The following is a 21,848-nucleotide window of genomic DNA, read 5'->3' as shown; positions in this document are numbered from 1 at the left end:
AAACCAGATATTTCGACCCACTTAGCATGTTATCCCACTGTTTTTGTCCCGAAGCCCTCTTCTGGCAAGAGAATTGCAGTTTTCTTCCGACGACCTGTCCGTGTGCCGGATAACATCATGATGGAGAAATCTATGTTGAGTCTTCGCGCAGTGAATCACTATTACGGCAATCAGCACTCATTGTGGGATGTGGATCTCGACCTGCTGCCCGGCAAATGTACCGGCGTGCTGGGGCTTCCGGGGATGGGAAAGACTACGCTGGCCAATTGCATCATCGGCAACCTACCGATCGAAAGCGGCACCATGTTCTGGCATCAGGCAGGCGCGCCGCCACGCGATCTGAGTCCGATCCCGGCGGCAAATCGCATTGCGCTGGGTATTAACTCCGTTTCACAAGAAAGACGGATTTTTTCGCAACTGACGGTCGAGGAAAATCTGCATATTGCCCGCCAGGCTGTTGAAGAAAGCGAAACGATGAACAGTAGCGACATTTACCGCCTGTTTCCACAGCTGTTTGTACTACGTCAGGCCAAAGGAGCGGCATTATCAGAGGATAATCAGCACCAGCTTGCGCTCGCCAGCGCGCTGGTCACTCGCCCGCGCCTGCTGATCCTCGATGAGCCCACGCGAGGCAGTGGCCAGGCGTATATCCACAAGTTGGGAAACCTGATTGTGAGGCTAAGCCAGGAGCTTGGCATCGCCATTATGCTCGCGGAGCAGAGCCTGCCGTTTATTCGTCGGGTCGCCGACTGCTACTGCTTGTTACACCGGGGGCGCAACGTGGCTCAGGGGGAAATAACACCGTTCGGCGACCCGTTAATCAATGACTGGGGGACGCCAGAGATAAAACGCTAAGATCGATATAACGCCCTGTCGATGCCTGCTCCGGCTCTTCTGCCAGCCAGGGAATTTCCCCCAGCATTGGAGCCGCAAGTACACGTCTGAGCGTTGCCATATATTCAGCATGACGCTTGCCGGGTGGCGTCACATCATTGGCAACCCATCCGGCAAGCTTCAGTCCGGCCTGCTGCACCGCCTGGGCGGTCAGCATAGCGTGGTTGATGCACCCGAGCTTAACGCCAACCACCAGAATCACCGGCAGTTGCTCTGCTGTTACCCAGTCAGCAAAACTCAGCGTTGGCGAAAGCGGCGTAAACCACCCGCCAGCGCCCTCCACCAGCACCCACTCAGCCTGCTCTTCCAGCGCGCGTAAACCTGCAGACATCACTGAGGCCTGAATCGGGCGGCCTTCGTCAGCGCTGATGATATGCGGTGAGGTAGGTTCTGCGAAGGTATAGGGGTTGATAGCCGCATAATCCACCGGCACAACGCTGTTGCGCTGTAATGCCAGGGCATCGCTATTACGCAGACCTTCAGTCGTCATTTCACTGCCTGACGCCACGGGTTTATAACCAACGGTTCGTAACCCCAGCTGTCCCGCCGCCTGAAGCAGCGCACAACTGGCGATAGTTTTACCCACCTCAGTATCCGTCCCGGTGACAAAATAGGTATTAGTCACGTTGAATCACTCCCAAAAATAGTTGATAAGTCAGCGGATATTTCCCCTGCTGACAGGGCCAGGCTAGCTGTAGCTGACGCAACTGCGAACGGGTAAGCACGCGCTGCTCGCGTCCATCATGCAAATGCGTCGCGCCGATGCCTTTTAGCGAGCGCATGGCGCTCAGCGCATCATCAAACCACAGCGTGACGGCATGAGACTGGTATTCCGCATCCCAGCCATGCAGCGCGTTTTCCAGTTGTTCCACGGGCAAAAAACGGTTGGCATGCTCCCGATCGTCAACCGCCTGCCAGGCCTGACGAAGCTCCGGCATTGAACCCTGCGCCAGAGTACTAAACGCCACCACCCCGCAAGGGCGCACCACACGGTAAAGCTCGCTTAATGCGCCTCGAAAGTCGCTGCACCACTGCACGGCCAGATTGCTCCAGGCCAGGTCGAAAGTACCGGCGGCCTGCGGAATGGCTTCGATATCCGCCAGCAGATAGCGGTGGGCGACATCATGACGCTGCGCTTGCGTCAGCATTTGCGCCGACAGATCCAGCGCGCAGACCTCACTCCCCTGCTCCCGCCAGTAACGACTCATACGGCCTGGCCCACAGCCCGCATCCAGTACCTGAGAGAACACCCGACCATCGAGTCGCGCCAGTAACGCATCGGCGCTCTGACGCTGAAGCTCAGCGTGTTGCTCATAGTGCGTGGCCGCACGACCAAACGCCGCGGCAATCGCCTGCTTATTGACCTGCGCCATGCAGCACCTCCAGTAAGCTGTCGATATCCTGGGCTTCATGCGCCTGGGTCAGCGTAAGCCGCAGCCTGGCCGTACCCGCCGGCACCGTCGGTGGACGAATCGCCGTCACCCAGCATCCCTGTTGCCGTAACGTCTGTGCCAGTTGCAAGGCCTTATGGTTATCGCCAACGATCAGCGGCTGAATAGCGCTGTCTGAATGCGCCAGCGTTAAGTCCGGCGTATTAATCCCAGCACGAAAACGCTGGATCAGCATCGCCAGCTTTTCTCTGCGCTCATCGCCTTCGCGGCTGCGGATCACCGCCAGCGCGGCGCGCAAGGCCTGAGCCTGTGCCGGGGGCATACTGGTGCTGTAGATCAGATGCCGGGCAAACTGCAGCAGATAATCGGCTACGCTATCGGAACACAGGATTGCTGCGCCGCTAACGCCAAACCCTTTGCCAAACGTCACCACTAACAGCTCAGGTTTTACCTGCTGTCGAGGGCAGGAGCCGCGCCCTTCCTCGCCGCACACGCCGATTCCGTGTGCGTCATCCACCAGCAGCCACGCGTTATGCAGTTTCGCCACCGCGTGAATTTCAGCCAGCGGCGCGCTGTCGCCGTCCATGCTGAACACGCCTTCAGTCACCACGAGCTGCTGCCCCGGACAGGGAGTAGTCAGCAGACGCTCCAGATGTTGCGAGTCGTTATGGGTAAAGCGACGTAACACGGCGGGGCTAAGGCTGGCAGCTTCCAGCAGCGAAGCATGGCTGAGCCGGTCTGCAACAATCCGATCCTCTTTTCCCATCAATGCGGCAATGACCGCCTGATTAGCGGCAAAACCGGAGATAAACAGCAGCGCCCGGGAGTAGCCGAGCCACTGCGCCAGCTCTTCTTCCAGTGCCTGATGAGCAACGGAATAACCGCTGACATGGCCCGAGCCGCCGCTACCGACGCCAAAACGCTCAGCACCCTGCTGCCACGCGCAGATAATCTGCGGATGGTGGCTCAAGCCAAGGTAGTCGTTGCTGGAGAAATTCAGATACTGGCGACCATCAGCCTGCAGCCAGCGACCGGCGCCCTGCGTCACCGCATAGCGCTGACGCCACGCATCAGCACGACGACGCGCCGTTAGCGCATCGTCTATTTTTTGCTGCCAGGTCATACGGTTGCCGCGTTGTAGTAATCGTCAGTATCCGGAGTACGCAGCGCCTGCTCCAGGCGTTGCTGCTGTTCGTTATCGCCCGCCAGTACCGCCGTTTGCTGCGGATTAAGGCCCAGCTTGCGAAACAACAGTAAATCTTTGTCTTCGTTCGGATTGGGTGTAGTAAGCAGTTTGCAGCCGTAGAAAATCGAGTTGGCCCCGGCCATAAAGCACATTGCCTGGGTTTGTTCGTTCATTTGCTCGCGCCCGGCAGAAAGACGCACGTACGAGGTCGGCATCATGATGCGCGCCACGGCAATAGTACGAATGAAATCAAAGGCATCTACGTCGTCATTATCGGCGAGCGGCGTGCCCTTCACTTTTACCAGCATATTGATCGGCACGCTTTCCGGCGGCGTCGGCAGATTAGCTAATTGCAGCAGTAAACCCGCGCGATCGGTCACCGTTTCCCCCAGCCCCACAATTCCGCCGGAACAGACTTTAATGCCCGCCTCACGCACTTTATCCAGCGTATCCAGGCGCTCCTGGTACGAACGAGTGGTGATAATATTGCCGTAGAATTCCGGCGAGGTGTCGAGGTTGTGGTTGTAGTAGTCCAGACCCGCATTGGCCAGGCGCTGGGCCTGAGTTTCGTCCAGCGTGCCCAGCGTCATACAGGCTTCCAGCCCCAACTCTTTCACGCCCTGAACCATCTGTTCCAGGTAAGGCATATCGCGTTCGTGAGGGTTCTTCCACGCCGCGCCCATGCAAAACCGCGTTGAACCGGCCTGTTTCGCCTTACGCGCCGAGTCCAGTACCTGTTCAACCTCCATCAAACGCTCCGTTTCCAGACCGGTTTTATAGCGGGAACTTTGCGGGCAGTATTTGCAGTCCTCCGGGCAGGCGCCGGTCTTAATCGACAGCAGCGTACTGACCTGAACCTGCTGCGGATCGAAGTGCTGACGATGAACCTGCTGCGCTTCAAATAGCAGATCCAGCAGCGGTTTTTGAAATAATTCGGTGACTTGCGACATTGTCCAGCGAGAAGAATGAGCCATATTGGTATACGTTTCGTTGTTAGTTTGGTGTAGACTCGTAAACCTAAATCTTTTTAATTTGGTTTACAAGTCGATTATGACAACGGACGATCTTGCGTTTGACCAACGCCATATCTGGCACCCTTACACCTCCATGACCTCCCCGCTGCCGGTTTATCCGGTGGCGCGTGCCGAAGGCTGTGAATTGATTTTAGCCAGCGGTGAGAAGCTGATTGACGGCATGTCGTCCTGGTGGGCGGCTATCCACGGTTACAATCACCCACAGCTGAACGCCGCGATGAAAACGCAGATTGATGCCATGTCGCATGTGATGTTTGGCGGCATTACCCATGCCCCGGCCATTGCGCTGTGCCGTCAGTTGGTGGCGATGACGCCAGAGGCGCTGGAGTGTGTTTTTCTCGCGGATTCAGGGTCGGTCGCCGTAGAAGTCGCAATGAAAATGGCGCTGCAATACTGGCAGGCTAAAGGCGAATCCCGTCAGCGTTTCCTGACGTTTCGTAACGGCTACCATGGCGATACCTTCGGCGCAATGTCGGTCTGCGATCCCGACAACTCGATGCACAGTCTGTGGAAGGGATATCTGCCGGAAAACCTGTTTGCACCCGCCCCGCAAAGCCGCATGGGCGGCGAGTGGGACGAACTGGATATGGTGCCTTTTGCCCGCCTGATGGCCGCGCATCGCCACGAGATTGCGGCGGTGATCCTTGAGCCAATCGTACAGGGCGCTGGCGGTATGCGGATGTATCATCCCGAATGGTTAAAGCGCATCCGTAAAATGTGCGACCGTGAAGGGATCCTGCTGATTGCCGATGAAATCGCCACCGGATTTGGCCGTACAGGTAAGCTGTTTGCCTGCGAGCACGCCGACATCACTCCGGACATTTTGTGCCTGGGTAAAGCGTTAACCGGTGGGACAATGACTCTTTCAGCAACCCTGACCACGCGTCAGGTCGCAGAAACCATCAGCAACGGCGAAGCGGGCTGCTTCATGCACGGCCCAACCTTTATGGGCAATCCGCTGGCCTGCGCCGTCGCCTCCGCCAGCCTGTCGTTACTCGAAACCGGCGAGTGGCGCTCGCAGGTCGCGGCCATTGAAGCGCTGCTGCGGGCAGAACTTGCCCCGGCGGCGGATTCCAGTTGGGTAGCGGACGTACGCGTACTCGGCGCCATCGGCGTCATCGAAACCACCCATCCGGTGAATATGGCGGCGTTACAGAAGTTCTTTGTCGAACAGGGCGTCTGGGTACGACCATTTGGTAAACTGATTTATCTGATGCCGCCGTACATTATCAAGCCCGATCAGTTGCGTCGCCTGACCCTGGCCGTGAACGATGCTGTGCGCAGTGCAACATTTTTTAGCGATTAATCAGCGGTAAGCTCCACGGTTTCTGGCTACACTTTTTGGCTAACGAGAGGAGTCAGCATGAAACTAATCAGTAACGATCTGCGCGATGGCGATAAGCTTGGACATCGCCACGTCTTTAACGGCATGGGGTATGACGGGGATAATATTTCCCCACATCTGGCGTGGGATGACGTGCCCGCAGGAACCAAAAGCTTTGTCGTGACCTGCTTTGATCCTGATGCGCCAACTGGCTCCGGCTGGTGGCATTGGGTGGTGGTAAATCTGCCGGCTGACACCCGCGTACTGACGCAAGGATTCGGCTCCGGGCTGGTTGCAGTGCCGGATGGCGTGATTCAGACCCGTACGGATTTTGGTAAAGCCGGTTATGGTGGAGCAGCCCCGCCGAAGGGGGAAACCCATCGCTATATCTTCACGGTTCACGCGCTGGATGTGGAGCGTATTGATGTCGATGAAGACGCCAGCGGCGCGATGGTCGGATTTAACGTTCACTTCCATTCGCTCGCCAGCGCCTCGATTACGGCGATGTTTAGCTAAGCTTTGTTGTGCCGGATGTCGGCTTCGCCTCATCCGGCCTACAAAGCAGACAGTAGGCCTGATAAGATGCGTCAGCGTCGCCATCAGGCAATTTTCTACAGAAATTCAGGCAACAATTTCAACAACTTTCCTTGCGCTAACAGTTCGGTCGCGCACTCAATATCCGGGGCGAAAAAACGGTCCTGGGTATAGTGGGCAACTTGTTCACGTAATGCCTGACGCGCCTGCTCCAGCAGCGGACTTGAGGTTAACCCTTCGCGCAGGTCGATCCCCTGGCACGCCGCCAGCCACTCCACGGCAATCACGCCGCGCGTATTCGCCGCCATCTCCCACAATCTGCGACCCGCCGCAGGCGCCATAGATACGTGATCTTCCTGGTTGGCGGAGGTCGGCAAGCTGTCCACGCTGTGCGGATGCGCCAGCGCTTTGTTCTCGCTCGCCAGCGCGGCGGCGGTTACCTGAGCAATCATAAAGCCGGAGTTAACCCCACCGTTTTTCACCAGGAACGGCGGCAACTGCGACATATGTTTGTCCATCATCAGCGCAATGCGCCGCTCTGATAACGCGCCGATTTCCGCAATCGCCAGCGCCAGGTTATCTGCCGCCATCGCCACCGGTTCGGCATGGAAGTTGCCGCCTGAAATCACATCGCCCTCTTCGGCAAACACCAGCGGGTTGTCGGAAACCGCGTTAGCTTCCACCAGCAGGACATCCAATACCTGGCGCATTTGCGTCAGACACGCCCCCATCACCTGCGGCTGACAGCGCAGAGAATACGGATCCTGCACTTTTTCACAGTTATGATGCGACTGGGAAAGCGAGCTGGTGTCGGTCAACACATGGCGATAAAGTGCTGCGGCATCAATCTGTCCACGCTGTCCTCGCGCCGTATGAATGCGGGCATCAAACGGGCGGCGGGAACCGAGCACAGCTTCGGTGGTTAACGCCCCGCACACCGTCGCAGACGCGAACAGCTCCTGAGCTTCAATTAACCCGCGCAGGGCAAAGGCGGTGGACGCCTGAGTTCCGTTGAGCAGTGCCAGCCCTTCTTTCGCTTCCAGCGTTATCGGCTCCAGCCCGGCCTTTTTCAGCGCCTCGGTCGCCGGGAGCCATTCCCCCTGCCAGCGCGCTTTACCTTCCCCCAGCAACGTCAGAGACATATGCGCCAGCGGGGCCAAATCGCCTGAAGCGCCCACAGATCCTTTCGCCGGGATCAGCGGATACACCTCAGCATTTACCAGCGCAATCAGCGCCTCAATCACGCTCAAGCGAATGCCGGAAAAACCACGCGCCAGGCTGTTGATTTTCAGCACCATAATCAGGCGAACCATCGCGTCGTCCAGCGCCTCGCCAACGCCTGCCGCATGGGAAAGCACCAGCGAACGCTGTAAATTCTGTAAATCTTCCGTGGCGATACGGGTTTGGGCCAGCAGGCCAAAGCCGGTATTAATGCCATATGCCGTACGGCCTTCAGCGACAATATTATTGACGCAGGCGACGCTGGCGTTGATAGCATCAATCGCTCCGGCATCCAGGCTCAGTTTAACCGGCTGCTGCCAGATGTCGCGTAGCTGGGTAAAACTCAGATGGCCCGGCGTGAGTGTCATGGCGTTCATATCAGCTTTTCTCCTGCGTCGCAGCAACCATCGGCAAATTCAGCCCTTCTTCGACGGCGCACTCAACCGCAATATCATACCCGGCGTCAGCGTGACGCATTACTCCAGTGGCCGGATCGTTATGCAATACACGGGCGATACGCGCGGCTGCTTCATCGGTGCCATCGCAAACAATGACCATCCCGGCATGCTGGGAGAAGCCCATGCCGACCCCGCCGCCATGATGCAGCGATACCCAGGTCGCGCCGCTGGCGGTGTTAAGCAGCGCGTTCAGCAGCGGCCAGTCGGATACGGCGTCTGACCCGTCGCGCATAGCTTCGGTTTCGCGGTTCGGGCTGGCAACAGAGCCGGAGTCCAGATGATCGCGACCAATAACAATCGGCGCAGATACTTCACCACTGCGCACCATTTCATTAAACGCCAGCCCCAGTTTCTGACGCCACTCCAGGCCGACCCAGCAGATACGCGCCGGTAAGCCCTGGAAGTTAATCCGCTCACGCGCCATATCCAGCCAGTGATGAAGATGCTTATCATCAGCCACGATCTCTTTCACTTTGGCATCTGTCTTATAAATATCCTGCGGATCGCCGGACAGCGCCACCCAACGGAATGGCCCTATGCCGCGACAGAACAGGGGGCGAATATAAGCAGGTACGAAGCCAGGGAAATCAAAGGCGTTTTCCACGCCCATCTCTTTGGCCATCTGGCGAATGTTGTTGCCGTAATCAAACGTCGGCACGCCCATTTTGCTGAAAGCCAGCATCGCCTCGACGTGCGTTGCCATTGAACGTTTCGCCGCCTGTACCGTGCCCTGAGGATCGGACACCGCTTTCGCCTGGTATTCTTCCCAGCTCCAGCCGGACGGCAGATAACCATGCAGCGGATCGTGGGCGCTGGTCTGGTCGGTGACCATATCCGGGCGCACACCGCGTTTCACCATTTCCGGTACAACGTCGGCGGCGTTAGCGCACAGCGCAATAGAGACCGCTTTACCCTCACGGGTATACTTGTCGATACGCGCCAGCGCGTCGTCAAGCGATGTCGCCTGCTCGTCCACGTAGCGGGTACGCAGACGGAAATCGATTCGGCTTTGCTGGCATTCAATGTTCAGCGAACAAGCGCCTGCCAGCGTAGCGGCTAACGGCTGCGCCCCGCCCATACCGCCCAGTCCGGCGGTCAGTACCCAGCGTCCGCTCAGATTCCCCTGATAATGCTGACGCCCGGCCTCAACGAAGGTTTCATAAGTCCCCTGCACGATGCCCTGGCTGCCGATGTAGATCCAGCTTCCGGCGGTCATCTGGCCGTACATCGCCAGCCCTTTGGCGTCCAGTTCGTTGAAGTGTTCCCAGGTAGCCCAATGCGGCACCAGGTTGGAGTTAGCAATCAGCACGCGCGGCGCATTGTCATGAGTTTTGAACACGCCAACCGGTTTACCGGACTGGACCAGCAGGGTCTCATCGGTCTCCAGTTTGGTCAGCGCGTTGACGATGGCGTCATAGCACTCCCAGTCCCGCGCCGCACGACCGATCCCGCCGTAAACCACCAACTCATGGGGATTTTCCGCCACGTCGGGATCGAGATTGTTCATTAACATGCGCAATGGCGCTTCGGTCAGCCAGCTTTTGGCCGTTAAGGCAGTGCCACGTGGGGCACGAATATCCTGCTGACGATATTTGCTATGGGACATGACAGAAAACTCCTCAGGCTGAATGTAGGCCGGATCAGGCGTGTACGCCGCCATCCGGCACAGCGCCTGATGGCGACGCTAACGCGTCTTATCAGGCCTACGATTAACGGTCACATTAGCTAAAAGTATATACTTGTCTATACAATTAAACGCAAGATCGCAGTTAACAACTGAGCTACATTTTTGCCATACTGCGGCAGCAATCACGATTTTCAGGACATGAAGCGCCCTTGCAGACGATAGCGGGAACCCGGGAACAGCAAACGGGCATGAGATACAATGGATGACGCAGACCAGGTTTTACGACGGATTAGCAGGCAGGGATCGTGTTCTTTGATATTCAGCAGTACACATTCTTCGGCGCTGGCACGCACCGCTTCAACAATATGTTCACCTTCCGTTAAAGGGGCTATCAGCGACAGGTAAGCGTGCGGCGTGGTCTGGCTGTAATCCTGCGCCAGATACTCCGGCACAATTTCGGCATTCACGCAGCGATCCTCAATCTGCACTGGCAAATCGTTCTCGAAGTGCACCATGACAGAGTGAAAAATGGAGGTGCCTTCTTTGACGTTTAACACCAAAGCCTGCTGCGCGTTTGCCTGGGTTCTTTCCAGCGTCAGCACTTCGCACCGGTGCTGATGCTGACGGGCGTTGATTTCATCCGCGATGCTGCGGATTTCAAACAGCGCGGACTGGCCTTTTGGTTCGGCGACAAACGTCCCCACGCCCTGTAAACGCACCAGTAGACCTTCATCCGTTAACTCACGCAGCGCACGGTTGATGGTCATGCGGCTGAAACCATACTGCGCCACCAGCTCAGCCTCAGACGGAATGCGATCGTGAGGTTGCCAGATACCACTGGCAATTTTTTCGCTGATCTCCTGTTTGACCTTTTCGTAAAAAGGAGCCGGAGCAGAACGGGATGGGAGCATGCGTGAGCCTTCCTTAAGCTGAGAATGTGAGTGGGTACAGTTTACAGGCATTACCCGAACCTGATAAGCGCAACGCCATCAGGTATGTCAGTGCCACCAGTGTGCGATTTGCCAGCCTAATCGCGCCGCAACCCGCGCCGCCCTGCCATCATCGTCAAAGCGTGGATTAAATTCAACCATATCCACCGCCTGTAGTTTACCGCTACGGCACAGGGGCTCAATCAGTCTCAGCAGCGTCGCCAACGGTACGCCAAGCGCGGCGGGGGCCGACACGCCGGGCATTTCCCATACTGGCATCACGTCGAGGTCGATAGTCAGATAGACGACATCCAGGTTGGCGGCAAACTGCGCCAGCTGAGCCTGCGCCGTATCACAATGCAGATCCTCCACTACGGTCACACCGAGTCGCAGGGCTTCATCCCATAGCGCCTGGGTATTTGCCGCCCGGCTGACGCCGATACAGGCATAGTGAAATTCACGCTGCTGTTCGTCGCACAGTTGCGCCAGTTGGCGAAACGGCGTACCGGACGTGGCCTGCCCGGCATGGCGCAAATCGAGATGCGCATCGAAGTTGACTATCCCCACTTTCGCCTGCGGGAACGCATCCAGTACGCCAGCGCCGTGCGCAAAGGCGGTTTCGTGTCCTCCACCCAGAACGAAGGTACGCATGTTCTCCTGCTGACAGCGCTGTACCGCATTGCGTAACGCCTGCTGCGCGCCCTCAAGATCGGGAGACTGCGCCACAATATTTCCCAGATCCACCAGCCGCTGATGCCCATCGTGGCTGGCTAAATTCGCCAGCGCTTTACGCAGCGCGTCTGGCGCTCCGGCAGCTCCCGTGCGCCCCTGATTACGTTTCACGCCTTCATCACAGGCAAAACCAAGCAGTGCTATCTGCTCGCGATACATTTCCGGGCTAAACGTCGGGCTCAGGGTGATAGTCTGAAACAGGCGCAGCGCATTCGGCGATTCGGCGCGGTCATCACGTCCCTGCCACAGCGCAGGTGAAGCAGGTTGCCAGTTAGTCATGCTATTTGTCCTTTGAATATGCGTTGGTAGAGCGGGTTGCGTCCGGGTTCATACAAGATCTCGACCGGGAGAGTTGCGTCCCACACCACAAAATCGGCCACAAACCCGGCCTTCAATTGACCGTGGGTGGCATGACGCCCCAGTGCCCGGGCCGCATGACGGGTTACGCCCGCCCATGCTTCTTCCGGCGTTAGGCCAAACTGAACACAGGCCATATTCATCGCCCAGTGCAAGCTGATAAACGGACTGGTACCGGGGTTAAAATCTGTCGCTACCGCCATCGGTACCTGATATTGACGCAGCAACGCTACCGGTGGGCGCTGCTGCTCTTTGAGGAAATAGAACGCGCCGGGCAGCAGCACGCCGACCGTACCGCTTTGGCTCATCGCCGCCACGCCCGCTTCATCGAGGTATTCAATATGATCGGCGGATAGCCCGTGGTAGCGGCTTACTAATTGCGCACCACCAAGCAATGACAGTTGTTCGACATGACCTTTAATCGGGATGCCCAGCGCCTGCGCAGCCTGAAACACCCGCTCACTCTGCGCCAACGAAAAACCAACGCTTTCACAGAACAGGTCGACGGTCTCGAAAAGCCCTTGTTCCCACAACTGCGGCAAAATGGTCTCGCAAACCAGCGTAATATAGCCGTCAGGGTCATCACGGTATTCCGCTGGAGTCGCATGCGCAGCCAACAGCGTCGGGCTGATTTCAACGATATTCTCTGCCGCCAGCGCCGCCGCCACGCGCAATATTTTCTCTTCTGTCTGTAAATCCAGGCCGTAACCCGATTTTATTTCCAGCAGCGTAACGCCTTCTTTGATCAACTGTTCCATCCGCTGATGGGCTACGTGTAAGAGTTGTTCATCCGTGGCGCTGCGGGTCGCCGACACGGTGGCATTAATCCCCCCGCCCTCGGCGCTTATCTGCTGGTAGGAGACACCGTTTAGCCGTTGCTCCCATTCACCTGCGCGGTTTCCGCCAAAAACCAGATGCGTATGGCAGTCAATCAGGCCAGGCGTAATCAATCTGCCCTGCATATCAAAGGTATTATCATGAGTCAGATATAACGATGACTCCGGGACGATATCGCGAATCTTACCCTGGCGGACGATCAGCGCATGGCCATCCACCAGCCCATACGGGGTGCCTCGTTCAGGATCCATAGTCGCCAGACGAACATTGCGCCAGATAACATCATCAGGGAAGAATTGCTGCATTCGACTCACCACTTGTCATAGGTTGTATAGACATTTATTTTTGATTATAGGGATGTTGTCAACCTGAAGGACCGTAATTGTTATGTATTTGTGATATAAGGACTCTCCGCGCCGGGCTTTGTGGTGATAAAAACAACTTTTTACCTTTTAACCTTCCCGTTTCGCTCAACTTAGTATAAAAAAGCAGGCTTCAATGGATAACTTTCAAAGCCCGGAGCAACCTGTGAACATATCATCAGTTTCCCGTCTGGCGCTGGCTATGGCTTTTGGCGTGACGCTGACCGCCTGTAGCTCTACGCCGCCCGATCAAATTCCTTCCGATCAGACCGCGCCAGGCACCTCTTCGCGCCCGATCCTGTCGGCCAATGAAGCGAAAAACTTCGTTGCTGCGCACTATTTTTCCGCACTGACGCCAAACACCGCGCCGTGGAGCCCTTCTGCTATTTCTTTGCCTGCGCAGCCTGACTTCGTCGTTGGCCCGGCAGGCACTCAGGGCGTCACCCATACCAGCATTCAGGCTGCGGTTGATGCGGCAATCATCAAACGTACTAACAAACGTCAGTACATCGCGATTATGCCGGGCGAGTATCAGGGTACGGTATACATTCCGGCAGCAACGGGTAGCCTGACGCTGTACGGTATGGGCGAAAAACCGCTGGATGTAAAAATCGGCCAGGCCATTGACGGTGACATGAGCACCGCAGACTGGCGTCGTACGGTGAACCCGGGCGGTAAATACATGCCGGGTAAACCTGCGTGGTATATGTTTGATAATTGCCAGAACAAACGTGGCGCAAATATTGGCGTGATGTGTTCCGCCGTCGTCTGGTCGCAAAATAACGGTCTGCAATTGCAAAACCTGACCATCGAGAACAACCTCGGTGACAGCGTTGATGCGGGCAACCACCCGGCCGTTGCGCTGCGTACCGATGGCGATAAAGTGCAGATTAACAAGGTTAACATCCTGGGCCGCCAGAATACCTTCTTCGTCACCAACAGCGGTGTGCAAAACCGTCTGGAAAACGATCGTCAGCCGCGTACGCTGGTTACCAACAGCTACATTGAAGGCGATGTGGATATTGTGTCCGGTCGCGGCGCAGTGGTGTTCGATAACACCGAATTCCGTGTAGTGAATTCCCGTACCCAGCAGGAAGCCTATGTGTTCGCACCGGCTACCCTGTCAAACATCTACTACGGTTTCCTGGCTATCAATAGCCGCTTCACGGCAAGTGGTGATGGCGTGGCGCAACTGGGCCGTTCGCTGGATGTCGATTCCAACACTAACGGTCAGGTCGTGATTCGTGACAGCGTAATTAACGAAGGCTTTAACATGGCAAAACCATGGGCTGACAGCGTTATCGCAAAACACCCGTTTGCCGGAAATACAGGTGCAGAAGATGATAAAGGTGAAATCCAGCGTAACCTGAACGACACCAATTTCAACCGCATGTGGGAATACAACAACCGCGGTATCGGTAGTAAAGTGGTTGCTGAACCTAAGAAGTAAACGTCATTCTCTTATGTAAACCCGGCAGAATCATGCTCTGCCGGGCAGTATGCCGGATGCTCATCCGGCATTCGACGCAGAATTAATACGCGTTAACCACGACCCACATTGGGCCCTGACCTACCGCATAACGTCCTTTCTCTGTCAGCAGCCCTTGCTCGCCTGCAATCTCGTACACCGCGATATGGTGCGATTTTTGCCCGGCGGCAATCAGGTATTTACCACTGTGGTCGACATTAAAACCGCGCGGCTGAGTCTCGGTAGGCTGGAAACCCTCTTTGGTCAGCACGCTGCCATCTTCAGACACGCTAAAGACCGTAATCAGGCTGGCGGTGCGATCGCAGGCATACAGATGACGCCCATCCGGCGTGATGTGAATATCTGCGGCCCAACGGGTATCAGCGAAATCAGCAGGCATCATATCCAGCGTCTGCACGCACTCGATCTTACCGTACGGATCTTTCAGCTCCCAGACGTCAACGGAGCTGTTCAGTTCATTCACACAGTAGGCATATTGTTTATTCGGATGGAACGCCATATGACGTGGGCCCGCACCTTCAACGGTGTTTACTTCAGCCGGTTCCTGCGCGACCAGATGACCATCATCGCTTACCTCAAACAGGCAGATACGATCCTGCTTCAACGCAGGAACCCACAGAATACGGTTATCCGGAGAGATGTTGGCCGAGTGACAGCCATCCAGACCTTCAACCACGTCAACCAGTTCCACCGGCAGACCATCTTCCAGACGCGTGACGCTCACGCTGCCAGCGTTATAAGAGCCAACGAACACGAAACGTCCCTGATGATCGGTAGAAATATGCGTCGGGCTGCCCGGCAGCGCAGACTCCGCCGCGAAAGTCAGCGCACCGTCATCAGGCGCAATACGGTAAGCCAACACGCGAAACTCCGGGCGCACGCCTACATACAGGTAGCGCTTATCCGGGCTGACGACCATCGGCTGTACCTGACCCGGCACATCAACCACCTGCGTCAGCGTCAGAGAACCATCGTGATTCAGGCTCCAGACGTGGATTTGCTGACTTTCAGGGCTGGCGGTATAAACGGTTTGCTTCATGAATACTCCTTTGCTTTTTGGCAGGTGGCTGCAATTGCCTGACACACGCCTAAGGTAGACGCTTTTAACGGTGAATGCTTAATTAAGGCTCAGAATTTTGTCCGGCTCCCGTCTCGGTGTACCATTCCAGCAGACGAAATTCTCAACCTTAATCTGGAAAAAACTATGACCGCACGCGTGATTGCCCTGGATTTAGACGGTACCCTGTTGACCCCGAAAAAAACCTTGCTGCCATCCTCTCTGGAAGCGCTCTCGCGCGCCAGAGAAGCAGGATACCAACTTATCATTGTCACAGGTCGCCATCACGTTGCTATTCATCCTTTTTATCAGGCACTGGCGCTGGATACACCTGCAATTTGCTGTAACGGCACCTACTTGTATGATTATCAGGCAAAAAAGGTACTGGATTCCGATCCTCTTCCGGTAGACCAGGCATTACAGCTGATCGAAATGCTGGATGAACATCAGATCCACGGGCTGATGTATGTCGATGAGGCCATGCTGTATGAGCGCCCGACCGGGCATGTAGTACGTACCGCTAACTGGGCGCAAACTCTGCCGCCGGAACAGCGCCCAACCTTCACCCAGGTGCCTTCGCTGGCACAGGCCGCACATGACGTTAACGCCGTCTGGAAATTTGCGCTGACCGACGAAGATATTCCGAAACTGCAGCAGTTTGGTCAGTACGTCGAGCAACAGTTGGGGCTGGAGTGTGAATGGTCCTGGCACGATCAGGTCGACATTGCCCGTAAAGGCAACAGCAAAGGACGACGCCTTACCCAATGGATTGAAGCACAGGGCGGATCAATGGAAAACGTGATTGCCTTTGGTGATAACTTCAACGATATCAGCATGCTGGAAGCCGCAGGCACTGGCGTGGCGATGGGCAATGCGGATGACGCGGTAAAAGCCCGCGCCAACATCGTGATTGGTGACAACACCACCGACAGCATCGCGAAATTTATTTACTCGCACCTGCTGTAATCAGGCGGTAATCGACACGCTCTTAATTTGCGCGTACAGCCACAGGCCAGGTTTGATACCCAGTTCATCCCTGGCCCATGGGCTAATCCTCGCCCACAGCGTCCTGCCGCCAACTTCAAGCTGAACTTCCACCTGGCCGTTATCGTCATAGCACTGCGCGACTTTCGCCCGGAGAACGTTACGAATACTGGTCTGCTGCGGCGGTTGGAGCACCAGTGAAACATCAGATGCCTGAATACGAATACGCAGCGCGGTTTGCAGCGGTTGATCCAGCTTATTGACCCACAAATGCTGATCGCCAAGCGCCAACGCGGTCATCGCGTAGTGTGGATGATGTTCCAGCACGCTGACTTTCAGAATGCTGCTTTGCTGTTCCTTAGGCAGCCAGGGGTGCATCACGCTGCTGCCCCAGACATCTTCCAGCGAACCAAACGCTTTGACCTGCCCGTTTTCCAGTACCATCACTTTGTCCGCCAGGTGCAAGATTTCATCGAGCGAGTGGCTGACGTACAGCATCGGAATATTGATTTCTCGCGCCAGGCGTTGCAGATAAGGCAGCAGTTCGCGCTTACGCGGAATATCCAGCGAGGCTAACGGCTCATCAAGCAGCAACAGTTCCGGCGCGGTAAGCAACGCCCGGCCGATCGCGACGCGCTGCTTTTCGCCACCAGAAAGACCGCCGGGCAGACGGTCAAGCAGCGGCTCAATGCCCAACAGCGCCACCAGCTTGTCAAACTGTCCGGCCATGCTTTTCGCCATTCCATAACGCAGGTTACCGCGTACTTTATAATGCGGGAACAGGCGCGCATCCTGGAAAACATAGCCCACCCGGCGTTTTTCAGGCGTTAAACAGACACCGTTCTCGACGTCGTTTAAGACCCGACCGTTGAGCACGATACGCCCGGACTGCGGCTGGGTCAGACCGCTGATGGCGTTAATCAGTGAGGTTTTTCCCGCGCCGGAAACACCGAAAATAGCGGTGATCCCGCTGGCTGGCAGCGTTTCGTTGAGCGTCAGGCAATGCGTTCCCAGCGTCTGAGAGAAATTAAGTTCCAGCATGGTTATCGCCCCGTCCGTTCACGGCTAATACGCGCCAGCCATTCAGAGATCAGCAGTGAAATCAGCGCTAACACAATAGAAATAATACATAACCTTGCCGCCGCGCTTTCGCCGCCGGGGGTCTGGATCAAGGTATACATCGCCGAAGGGATAGTGCGGGTTTCGCCAGGAATATTGGAGACAAAGGTAATTGTTGCGCCGAATTCCCCGAGGGAACGCGCAAACGCCAGCACCGTACCGACAATAATGCCGGGTAGCATCAGCGGTAGCGTAATGGTCATAAATACGCGCCAGCGTCCGGCTCCCAGCGTGCGGGCCGCCTGCTCCAGTTTGACGTCAACACCTTCCAACGCCAGACGAATAGCCCTTACCATCAGAGGGAAGGACATCACCGCTGCGGCCAGCACCGCACCGCGCCAGCTAAAGGCAAAGGTGATGCCAAACCAGTCGTACAGCCATTCGCCAATGAATCCGCGCCGCCCCATAGCAATCAACAGCAGATAGCCCACCACCACCGGCGGCAGAACCAGCGGCAAATGCAGAACGCTGTCGAGCAGTGCTTTGCCCGGGAACTTGCATCGCACAAGCAGCCAGGCAAAGAAGATCCCAAACGGCAGGCTAAACAAGACGGCCAGGGAAGAAACTTTCAGGCTCAGTATGACGGCCTGCCATTCAGGATCGGTCAGTATCATTACTTGGTCGTAAATCCATAACGTTTAAAGATTTCAGCAGCCTGCGGTCCTTTCAGGTAATCATAGAACGCGCTAACCGTTGCGTTTTTGTGCCCATCAACAATCGCGATAGGGTATTCCACTTTTTTGTGCGAATCTTCCGGGAAAGTCGCAACGACTTTTACGCCTTTGCTGGCGACGGCATCGGAACCATAGACGATACCCAGCGGCGCTTCGTTACGCTCTACCAGCGCCAGCGCACCGCGCACATCTTCAGCAGGTGCCAGTTTCGGGGCCAGGGTATCCCATGCACCCAGTTTTTGCAGCGCTTCTTTGGCATAAATGCCCGCCGGAACATGTTCCGGATCGCCAACGGCCAGACGTCCACCGTTCAACAGGCTGGTCCAGTTGGTTTTGCTGTCAATAGTGAAGTCTTTCTGTGCACTGGCTTTCGGCGCGACCACCACCAGGCTGTTACCTAACAGCGTTGCACGCGTTGCGGTATCAATCGACTTTTTGTCTACCGCGTAATCCATCCATTTCTGATCGGCAGAAATAAACAGATCGGCCGGTGCGCCTGCTTCAATCTGACGCGCCAGTGTGGATGAAGAGGCAAAAGAGGAGACAACATCAACGTTCTTCTCTTTTTTGTATTGCGTCGCAATGTCCTGCATCGCGTTGGTCAGTGAAGCCGCGGCAAACACCGTAATTTTGCCTTCATCCGCCAGCGCATGCCCGGCAACGGTAAGAGAAAGTGTTGCCCCTGCAAACAAGCGTAACCATGTACGTGCCATCTGTAACTCCTTTGCGTTTCGTTATGTAGGCGCAAATATAACGAGTAAATCAGGATTTTCCCAGAGGTTATTGATACCAATTAGAGGTTAGACAAAGAAAATATCGGCAGGGAAAGCAGGATCTTGAGAAACTGTAGTCAGCGAAAACGGGTTGGCAGGCGAAAAATATAAACGCCCGACTGAGCGGGCGTTTGGGGAATCAATGATTCTGTCTGGACTGGTCTTTCTGACCGATACCGGAGAAAATGTTGAACACTTCACCCAGTCCGTAAATCAGACCCAGAATGATGGCCATTACCACAGGTACCATGATTACGGCGAATACCAGACTTTTCAATAACTCTAACATGGTCAACTCCAGATATAGTCCTTAGCTGTATTCTAACCACATAACGCAGAAAAGCACTCCCCTTTTGTGCGGTCGGCTTTGCTCAGGCGCGGTTTTCCGTCACAATACCCTTTTTTGCCAGGAGCTTGTGATGCAGGCCGAAATCCTTCTTACGCTGAAACTTCAGCAAAAACTGTTTGCCGATCCCCGTCGCATTTCTCTGCTTAAGCACATTGCGCTTTCCGGCTCCATCAGTCAGGGCGCGAAGGATGCAGGTATTAGCTACAAGAGCGCCTGGGATGCGATTAATGAAATGAACCAGCTCAGCGAGCAGACGCTGGTTGAGCGCGCAACAGGCGGCAAAGGCGGCGGCGGCGCGGTGTTAACACGCTACGGCCAACGCTTAATCCAGCTGTACGATTTACTGGCGCAAATCCAACAAAAAGCCTTTGATGTTTTGAGCGATGACGATGCGCTGCCGCTCAATAGCCTGCTGGCGGCTATCTCTCGTTTTTCACTGCAAACCAGCGCCCGTAACCAGTGGTTTGGCACAATAACCGCCCGCGACCACGATCAGGTTCAACAGCATGTCGACGTGCTGTTGGCCGATGGCGAAACGCGCCTGAAAGTCGCGATCACTGCGCAAAGCGGCGAGCGTCTGGGCCTGGAGGAAGGTAAAGAAGTGTTGATTCTGCTGAAAGCACCATGGGTAGGAATTACTCAGGACGACGCCATTGCCCAGGCCGCCGATAACCAGTTGCAGGGTACGATCAGCCATATAGAACGCGGAGCGGAACAGTGTGAAGTGCTGATGACGTTACCAGACGGCCAGACGCTGTGCGCCACTGTCCCGGCCCAGGACGCCACAACGCTGCAAGAAGGCGCTAACGTCACCGCATGGTTTAATGCTGACCGGGTGATTATCGCCACACTGTGCTGAGTTAATTGACATCAGCCTGAAGAACACGTATCCCTGTTATTAATCGCTGCAAATAATGGGATACAAAATGTCATCGTTGCAAATTTCGCAAGGCACGTTTCGTCTTAGCGACACAAAAATGCTCCAGATAGATGCGTTGACGTTAAACGCGGGTGATAGCTGGGCGTTTGTTGGTTCTAACGGTAGCGGGAAATCCGCGCTGGCCCGCGCGCTGGCGGGAGAGTTGCCGCTCCTGAAAGGCGAGCGCCACTGTCAGTTCGCGCGTATTACCCGACTCTCTTTTGAGCAACTCCAAAAGCTGGTCAGCGACGAATGGCAGCGAAACAACACCGACCTTCTTAGCCCCGGCGAAGACGACACCGGGCGCACCACCGCTGAAATCATTCAGGATGAGGTCAACGATCCCGCCCGCTGCGCTGTGCTGGCGCAGCAGTTTGGCATTTCAGCTCTGCTTAACAGACGTTTCAAATACCTTTCGACCGGTGAAACACGTAAAACCCTGCTCTGCCAGGCGTTAATGTCCTCGCCAGATTTACTGATCCTGGATGAACCCTTTGACGGGCTGGACGTGGCGTCCCGTCGGCAGTTAGCAGAACTGCTCGCTGAACTGCACCAGGCCGGTTTAACGCTGGTGATGGTGCTTAATCGTTTTGATGAAATTCCCGAATTCGTGCAGTTTGCTGGCGTACTTGCCGATTGCACGCTGACGGACACCGGCGCAAAAACCGACCTTCTGCAACAAGCATTAATCGCTCAGCTTGCCCATAGCGAGCGGCTGGAAGGCATTCAGTTACCCGAGCCGGATGAGCCTTCGGTGCGGCGCACATTGTCAGAAAACGCGCCGCGAATTGTGCTTAACGATGGCACCGTCTCGTATAACGATCGCCCTATCCTTCATCATCTGAGCTGGCGGGTAAATCCGCGGGAACACTGGCAAATTGTCGGCCCCAACGGTGCGGGAAAATCAACCTTGCTCAGTTTAATCACCGGCGATCATCCCCAGGGTTACAGCAACGACCTGACCCTGTTTGGCCGCCGTCGGGGCAGCGGTGAAACTATCTGGGATATCAAAAAACACATCGGTTACGTCAGCAGCAGCCTGCATCTGGATTACCGGGTAAGTACGACGGTACGCAACGTTATTCTCTCTGGTTATTTTGATTCAATCGGCATTTATCAGGCCGTCTCCGACAGGCAGCACAAGCTGGTACAGCAGTGGCTGGAAATCCTGGGCATCGATAAGCGTACCGCGGATGCGCCGTTTCATAGTCTTTCCTGGGGACAGCAGCGGCTGGCATTGATTGTTCGCGCATTAGTTAAACATCCTACGTTGTTGATTCTTGATGAGCCTTTGCAAGGATTAGATCCTCTCAATCGCCAACTGATTCGTCGGTTTGTGGATGTGCTAATCGGTGAAGGTGAAACTCAACTGCTGTTCGTCTCTCATCATGCCGAAGATGCCCCAGCCTGTATTACCCATCGACTGGAGTTTGTCCCCGAGGGCGATATCTACACCTATCGACAAACCTCTCTGCGTTAATTTTCATACCAGGGCGTTGAATACGCCCTTTTTCTGGCCTTTTTTTCAGACAAACGCTGAGAAAACAATCTAACGTAATGATTTAAAATATAATAACCACTACGTACACCTGAAAATG

General features: G+C 55.6%; 21 protein-coding genes. 7 read left to right on the top strand and 14 right to left on the bottom strand.

The window, feature by feature from the left end:
* The first annotated feature begins 132 nt into the window (after positions 1-132).
* Positions 133-855 (top strand): ATP-binding cassette domain-containing protein, encoded by a 723-nt coding sequence (locus tag LA337_06910; protein UBI17415.1) that lies wholly within the window; start codon positions 133-135, stop codon positions 853-855.
* Here LA337_06910 and bioD read toward each other — a convergent pair.
* Genes bioD through bioB form a run of 4 tightly spaced genes read right to left on the bottom strand, consistent with a single transcriptional unit; the run spans position 821 to position 4,445 of the window.
* Positions 821-1,519 (bottom strand): dethiobiotin synthase, encoded by a 699-nt coding sequence (bioD, locus tag LA337_06905; GenBank protein UBI17414.1) that lies wholly within the window; start codon positions 1,517-1,519, stop codon positions 821-823. The genes LA337_06910 and bioD overlap by 35 nt on opposite strands.
* On the bottom strand, positions 1,512-2,267 hold the full coding sequence (gene bioC, locus LA337_06900; protein UBI17413.1) for a malonyl-ACP O-methyltransferase BioC: 756 nt from the start codon (positions 2,265-2,267) through the stop codon (positions 1,512-1,514). The genes bioD and bioC overlap by 8 nt, the downstream gene beginning before the upstream one ends.
* Positions 2,251-3,408 carry an 8-amino-7-oxononanoate synthase gene (gene bioF, locus LA337_06895; protein ID UBI17412.1) on the bottom strand — a complete coding sequence of 386 codons (1,158 nt, stop codon included), beginning with the start codon at positions 3,406-3,408 and terminating at the stop codon, positions 2,251-2,253. Before bioF ends, bioC begins: the two co-directional genes overlap by 17 nt.
* The gene (bioB, locus tag LA337_06890; protein ID UBI17411.1) at positions 3,405-4,445 is read right to left on the bottom strand and encodes a biotin synthase BioB; all 1,041 of its coding nucleotides are present in this window, start codon (positions 4,443-4,445) and stop codon (positions 3,405-3,407) included. Before bioB ends, bioF begins: the two co-directional genes overlap by 4 nt.
* Before the next feature lie 76 nt (positions 4,446-4,521).
* Here bioB and bioA point away from each other — a divergent pair, with 76 nt between their 5' ends.
* The gene (bioA, locus tag LA337_06885; protein ID UBI17410.1) at positions 4,522-5,811 is read left to right on the top strand and encodes an adenosylmethionine--8-amino-7-oxononanoate transaminase; all 1,290 of its coding nucleotides are present in this window, start codon (positions 4,522-4,524) and stop codon (positions 5,809-5,811) included.
* 57 nt (positions 5,812-5,868) lie between these two features.
* Positions 5,869-6,345 (top strand): kinase inhibitor, encoded by a 477-nt coding sequence (locus LA337_06880; GenBank protein ID UBI17409.1) that lies wholly within the window; start codon positions 5,869-5,871, stop codon positions 6,343-6,345.
* Positions 6,346-6,440: 95 nt separating this feature from the next.
* On the opposite strand, the gene hutH is transcribed toward LA337_06880, so the two are convergent.
* The 5 genes from hutH to hutI all read right to left on the bottom strand — a co-directional run bounded on the left by hutH (position 6,441) and on the right by hutI (position 12,829).
* The gene (gene hutH, locus LA337_06875; GenBank protein UBI17408.1) at positions 6,441-7,961 is read right to left on the bottom strand and encodes a histidine ammonia-lyase; all 1,521 of its coding nucleotides are present in this window, start codon (positions 7,959-7,961) and stop codon (positions 6,441-6,443) included.
* A 1-nt stretch (position 7,962) separates the two neighbouring features.
* On the bottom strand, positions 7,963-9,648 hold the full coding sequence (gene hutU / locus LA337_06870; GenBank protein UBI17407.1) for a urocanate hydratase: 1,686 nt from the start codon (positions 9,646-9,648) through the stop codon (positions 7,963-7,965).
* Between the two features lie 212 nt (positions 9,649-9,860).
* Positions 9,861-10,580: a histidine utilization repressor gene (locus tag LA337_06865; GenBank protein UBI17406.1), complete on the bottom strand. Its 720-nt coding sequence runs from the start codon at positions 10,578-10,580 to the stop codon at positions 9,861-9,863.
* 87 nt (positions 10,581-10,667) lie between these two features.
* Entirely contained in the window at positions 10,668-11,609 is a 942-nt protein-coding gene (hutG, locus tag LA337_06860; GenBank protein UBI17405.1) for a formimidoylglutamase, read from the bottom strand.
* Positions 11,606-12,829 (bottom strand): imidazolonepropionase, encoded by a 1,224-nt coding sequence (hutI, locus tag LA337_06855; GenBank protein UBI17404.1) that lies wholly within the window; start codon positions 12,827-12,829, stop codon positions 11,606-11,608. Before hutI ends, hutG begins: the two co-directional genes overlap by 4 nt.
* A gap of 223 nt (positions 12,830-13,052) precedes the next feature.
* Here hutI and LA337_06850 point away from each other — a divergent pair, with 223 nt between their 5' ends.
* Positions 13,053-14,336 carry a putative acyl-CoA thioester hydrolase gene (locus tag LA337_06850; GenBank protein UBI17403.1) on the top strand — a complete coding sequence of 428 codons (1,284 nt, stop codon included), beginning with the start codon at positions 13,053-13,055 and terminating at the stop codon, positions 14,334-14,336.
* 82 nt (positions 14,337-14,418) lie between these two features.
* On the opposite strand, the gene pgl is transcribed toward LA337_06850, so the two are convergent.
* On the bottom strand, positions 14,419-15,414 hold the full coding sequence (pgl, locus tag LA337_06845; protein UBI17402.1) for a 6-phosphogluconolactonase: 996 nt from the start codon (positions 15,412-15,414) through the stop codon (positions 14,419-14,421).
* Positions 15,415-15,579: 165 nt separating this feature from the next.
* Here pgl and LA337_06840 point away from each other — a divergent pair, with 165 nt between their 5' ends.
* On the top strand, positions 15,580-16,398 hold the full coding sequence (locus tag LA337_06840; protein UBI17401.1) for a pyridoxal phosphatase: 819 nt from the start codon (positions 15,580-15,582) through the stop codon (positions 16,396-16,398).
* On the opposite strand, the gene modC is transcribed toward LA337_06840, so the two are convergent.
* The 4 genes from modC to LA337_06820 all read right to left on the bottom strand — a co-directional run bounded on the left by modC (position 16,399) and on the right by LA337_06820 (position 19,271).
* A complete protein-coding gene (gene modC / locus LA337_06835) occupies positions 16,399-17,457 on the bottom strand; it encodes a molybdenum ABC transporter ATP-binding protein ModC (GenBank protein ID UBI17400.1) in 1,059 nt (352 codons plus the stop codon).
* Between the two features lie 2 nt (positions 17,458-17,459).
* Positions 17,460-18,149, bottom strand: coding sequence for a molybdate ABC transporter permease subunit (gene modB, locus LA337_06830; GenBank protein ID UBI17399.1), 690 nt, complete (start codon positions 18,147-18,149; stop codon positions 17,460-17,462).
* Positions 18,149-18,922, bottom strand: a complete 774-nt coding sequence (gene modA / locus LA337_06825; GenBank protein ID UBI17398.1) for a molybdate ABC transporter substrate-binding protein — start codon at positions 18,920-18,922, stop codon at positions 18,149-18,151. Before modA ends, modB begins: the two co-directional genes overlap by 1 nt.
* 199 nt (positions 18,923-19,121) lie before the next feature.
* Entirely contained in the window at positions 19,122-19,271 is a 150-nt protein-coding gene (locus tag LA337_06820; protein ID UBI17397.1) for an AcrZ family multidrug efflux pump-associated protein, read from the bottom strand.
* Between the two features lie 130 nt (positions 19,272-19,401).
* Here LA337_06820 and modE point away from each other — a divergent pair, with 130 nt between their 5' ends.
* Positions 19,402-20,190, top strand: coding sequence for a molybdenum-dependent transcriptional regulator (modE, locus tag LA337_06815; GenBank protein UBI17396.1), 789 nt, complete (start codon positions 19,402-19,404; stop codon positions 20,188-20,190).
* Between the two features lie 67 nt (positions 20,191-20,257).
* Positions 20,258-21,730 carry a molybdate ABC transporter ATP-binding protein ModF gene (modF, locus tag LA337_06810; GenBank protein ID UBI17395.1) on the top strand — a complete coding sequence of 491 codons (1,473 nt, stop codon included), beginning with the start codon at positions 20,258-20,260 and terminating at the stop codon, positions 21,728-21,730.
* The last annotated feature ends 118 nt before the right edge of the window (positions 21,731-21,848 follow it).

Origin of the sequence: Citrobacter europaeus (assembly GCA_020099315.1) — a bacterium.
Lineage (GTDB): Bacteria > Pseudomonadota > Gammaproteobacteria > Enterobacterales > Enterobacteriaceae > Citrobacter > Citrobacter europaeus.
This window is presented reverse-complemented; position numbering and strand designations above follow the sequence as displayed.

Coding starts and splice junctions, on each gene's coding strand:
- LA337_06910 (UBI17415.1), top strand. CDS start 133: ATGTTGAGTCTTCGCGCAGTGAATCACTATTACGGCAATCAGCACTCA.
- bioC (UBI17413.1), bottom strand. CDS start 2,267: ATGGCGCAGGTCAATAAGCAGGCGATTGCCGCGGCGTTTGGTCGTGCG.
- bioF (UBI17412.1), bottom strand. CDS start 3,408: ATGACCTGGCAGCAAAAAATAGACGATGCGCTAACGGCGCGTCGTCGT.
- bioB (UBI17411.1), bottom strand. CDS start 4,445: ATGGCTCATTCTTCTCGCTGGACAATGTCGCAAGTCACCGAATTATTT.
- bioA (UBI17410.1), top strand. CDS start 4,522: ATGACAACGGACGATCTTGCGTTTGACCAACGCCATATCTGGCACCCT.
- LA337_06880 (UBI17409.1), top strand. CDS start 5,869: ATGAAACTAATCAGTAACGATCTGCGCGATGGCGATAAGCTTGGACAT.
- hutH (UBI17408.1), bottom strand. CDS start 7,961: ATGAACGCCATGACACTCACGCCGGGCCATCTGAGTTTTACCCAGCTA.
- hutU (UBI17407.1), bottom strand. CDS start 9,648: ATGTCCCATAGCAAATATCGTCAGCAGGATATTCGTGCCCCACGTGGC.
- LA337_06865 (UBI17406.1), bottom strand. CDS start 10,580: ATGCTCCCATCCCGTTCTGCTCCGGCTCCTTTTTACGAAAAGGTCAAA.
- hutG (UBI17405.1), bottom strand. CDS start 11,609: ATGACTAACTGGCAACCTGCTTCACCTGCGCTGTGGCAGGGACGTGAT.
- hutI (UBI17404.1), bottom strand. CDS start 12,829: ATGCAGCAATTCTTCCCTGATGATGTTATCTGGCGCAATGTTCGTCTG.
- pgl (UBI17402.1), bottom strand. CDS start 15,414: ATGAAGCAAACCGTTTATACCGCCAGCCCTGAAAGTCAGCAAATCCAC.
- LA337_06840 (UBI17401.1), top strand. CDS start 15,580: ATGACCGCACGCGTGATTGCCCTGGATTTAGACGGTACCCTGTTGACC.
- modC (UBI17400.1), bottom strand. CDS start 17,457: ATGCTGGAACTTAATTTCTCTCAGACGCTGGGAACGCATTGCCTGACG.
- modB (UBI17399.1), bottom strand. CDS start 18,149: ATGATACTGACCGATCCTGAATGGCAGGCCGTCATACTGAGCCTGAAA.
- modA (UBI17398.1), bottom strand. CDS start 18,922: ATGGCACGTACATGGTTACGCTTGTTTGCAGGGGCAACACTTTCTCTT.
- LA337_06820 (UBI17397.1), bottom strand. CDS start 19,271: ATGTTAGAGTTATTGAAAAGTCTGGTATTCGCCGTAATCATGGTACCT.
- modE (UBI17396.1), top strand. CDS start 19,402: ATGCAGGCCGAAATCCTTCTTACGCTGAAACTTCAGCAAAAACTGTTT.
- modF (UBI17395.1), top strand. CDS start 20,258: ATGTCATCGTTGCAAATTTCGCAAGGCACGTTTCGTCTTAGCGACACA.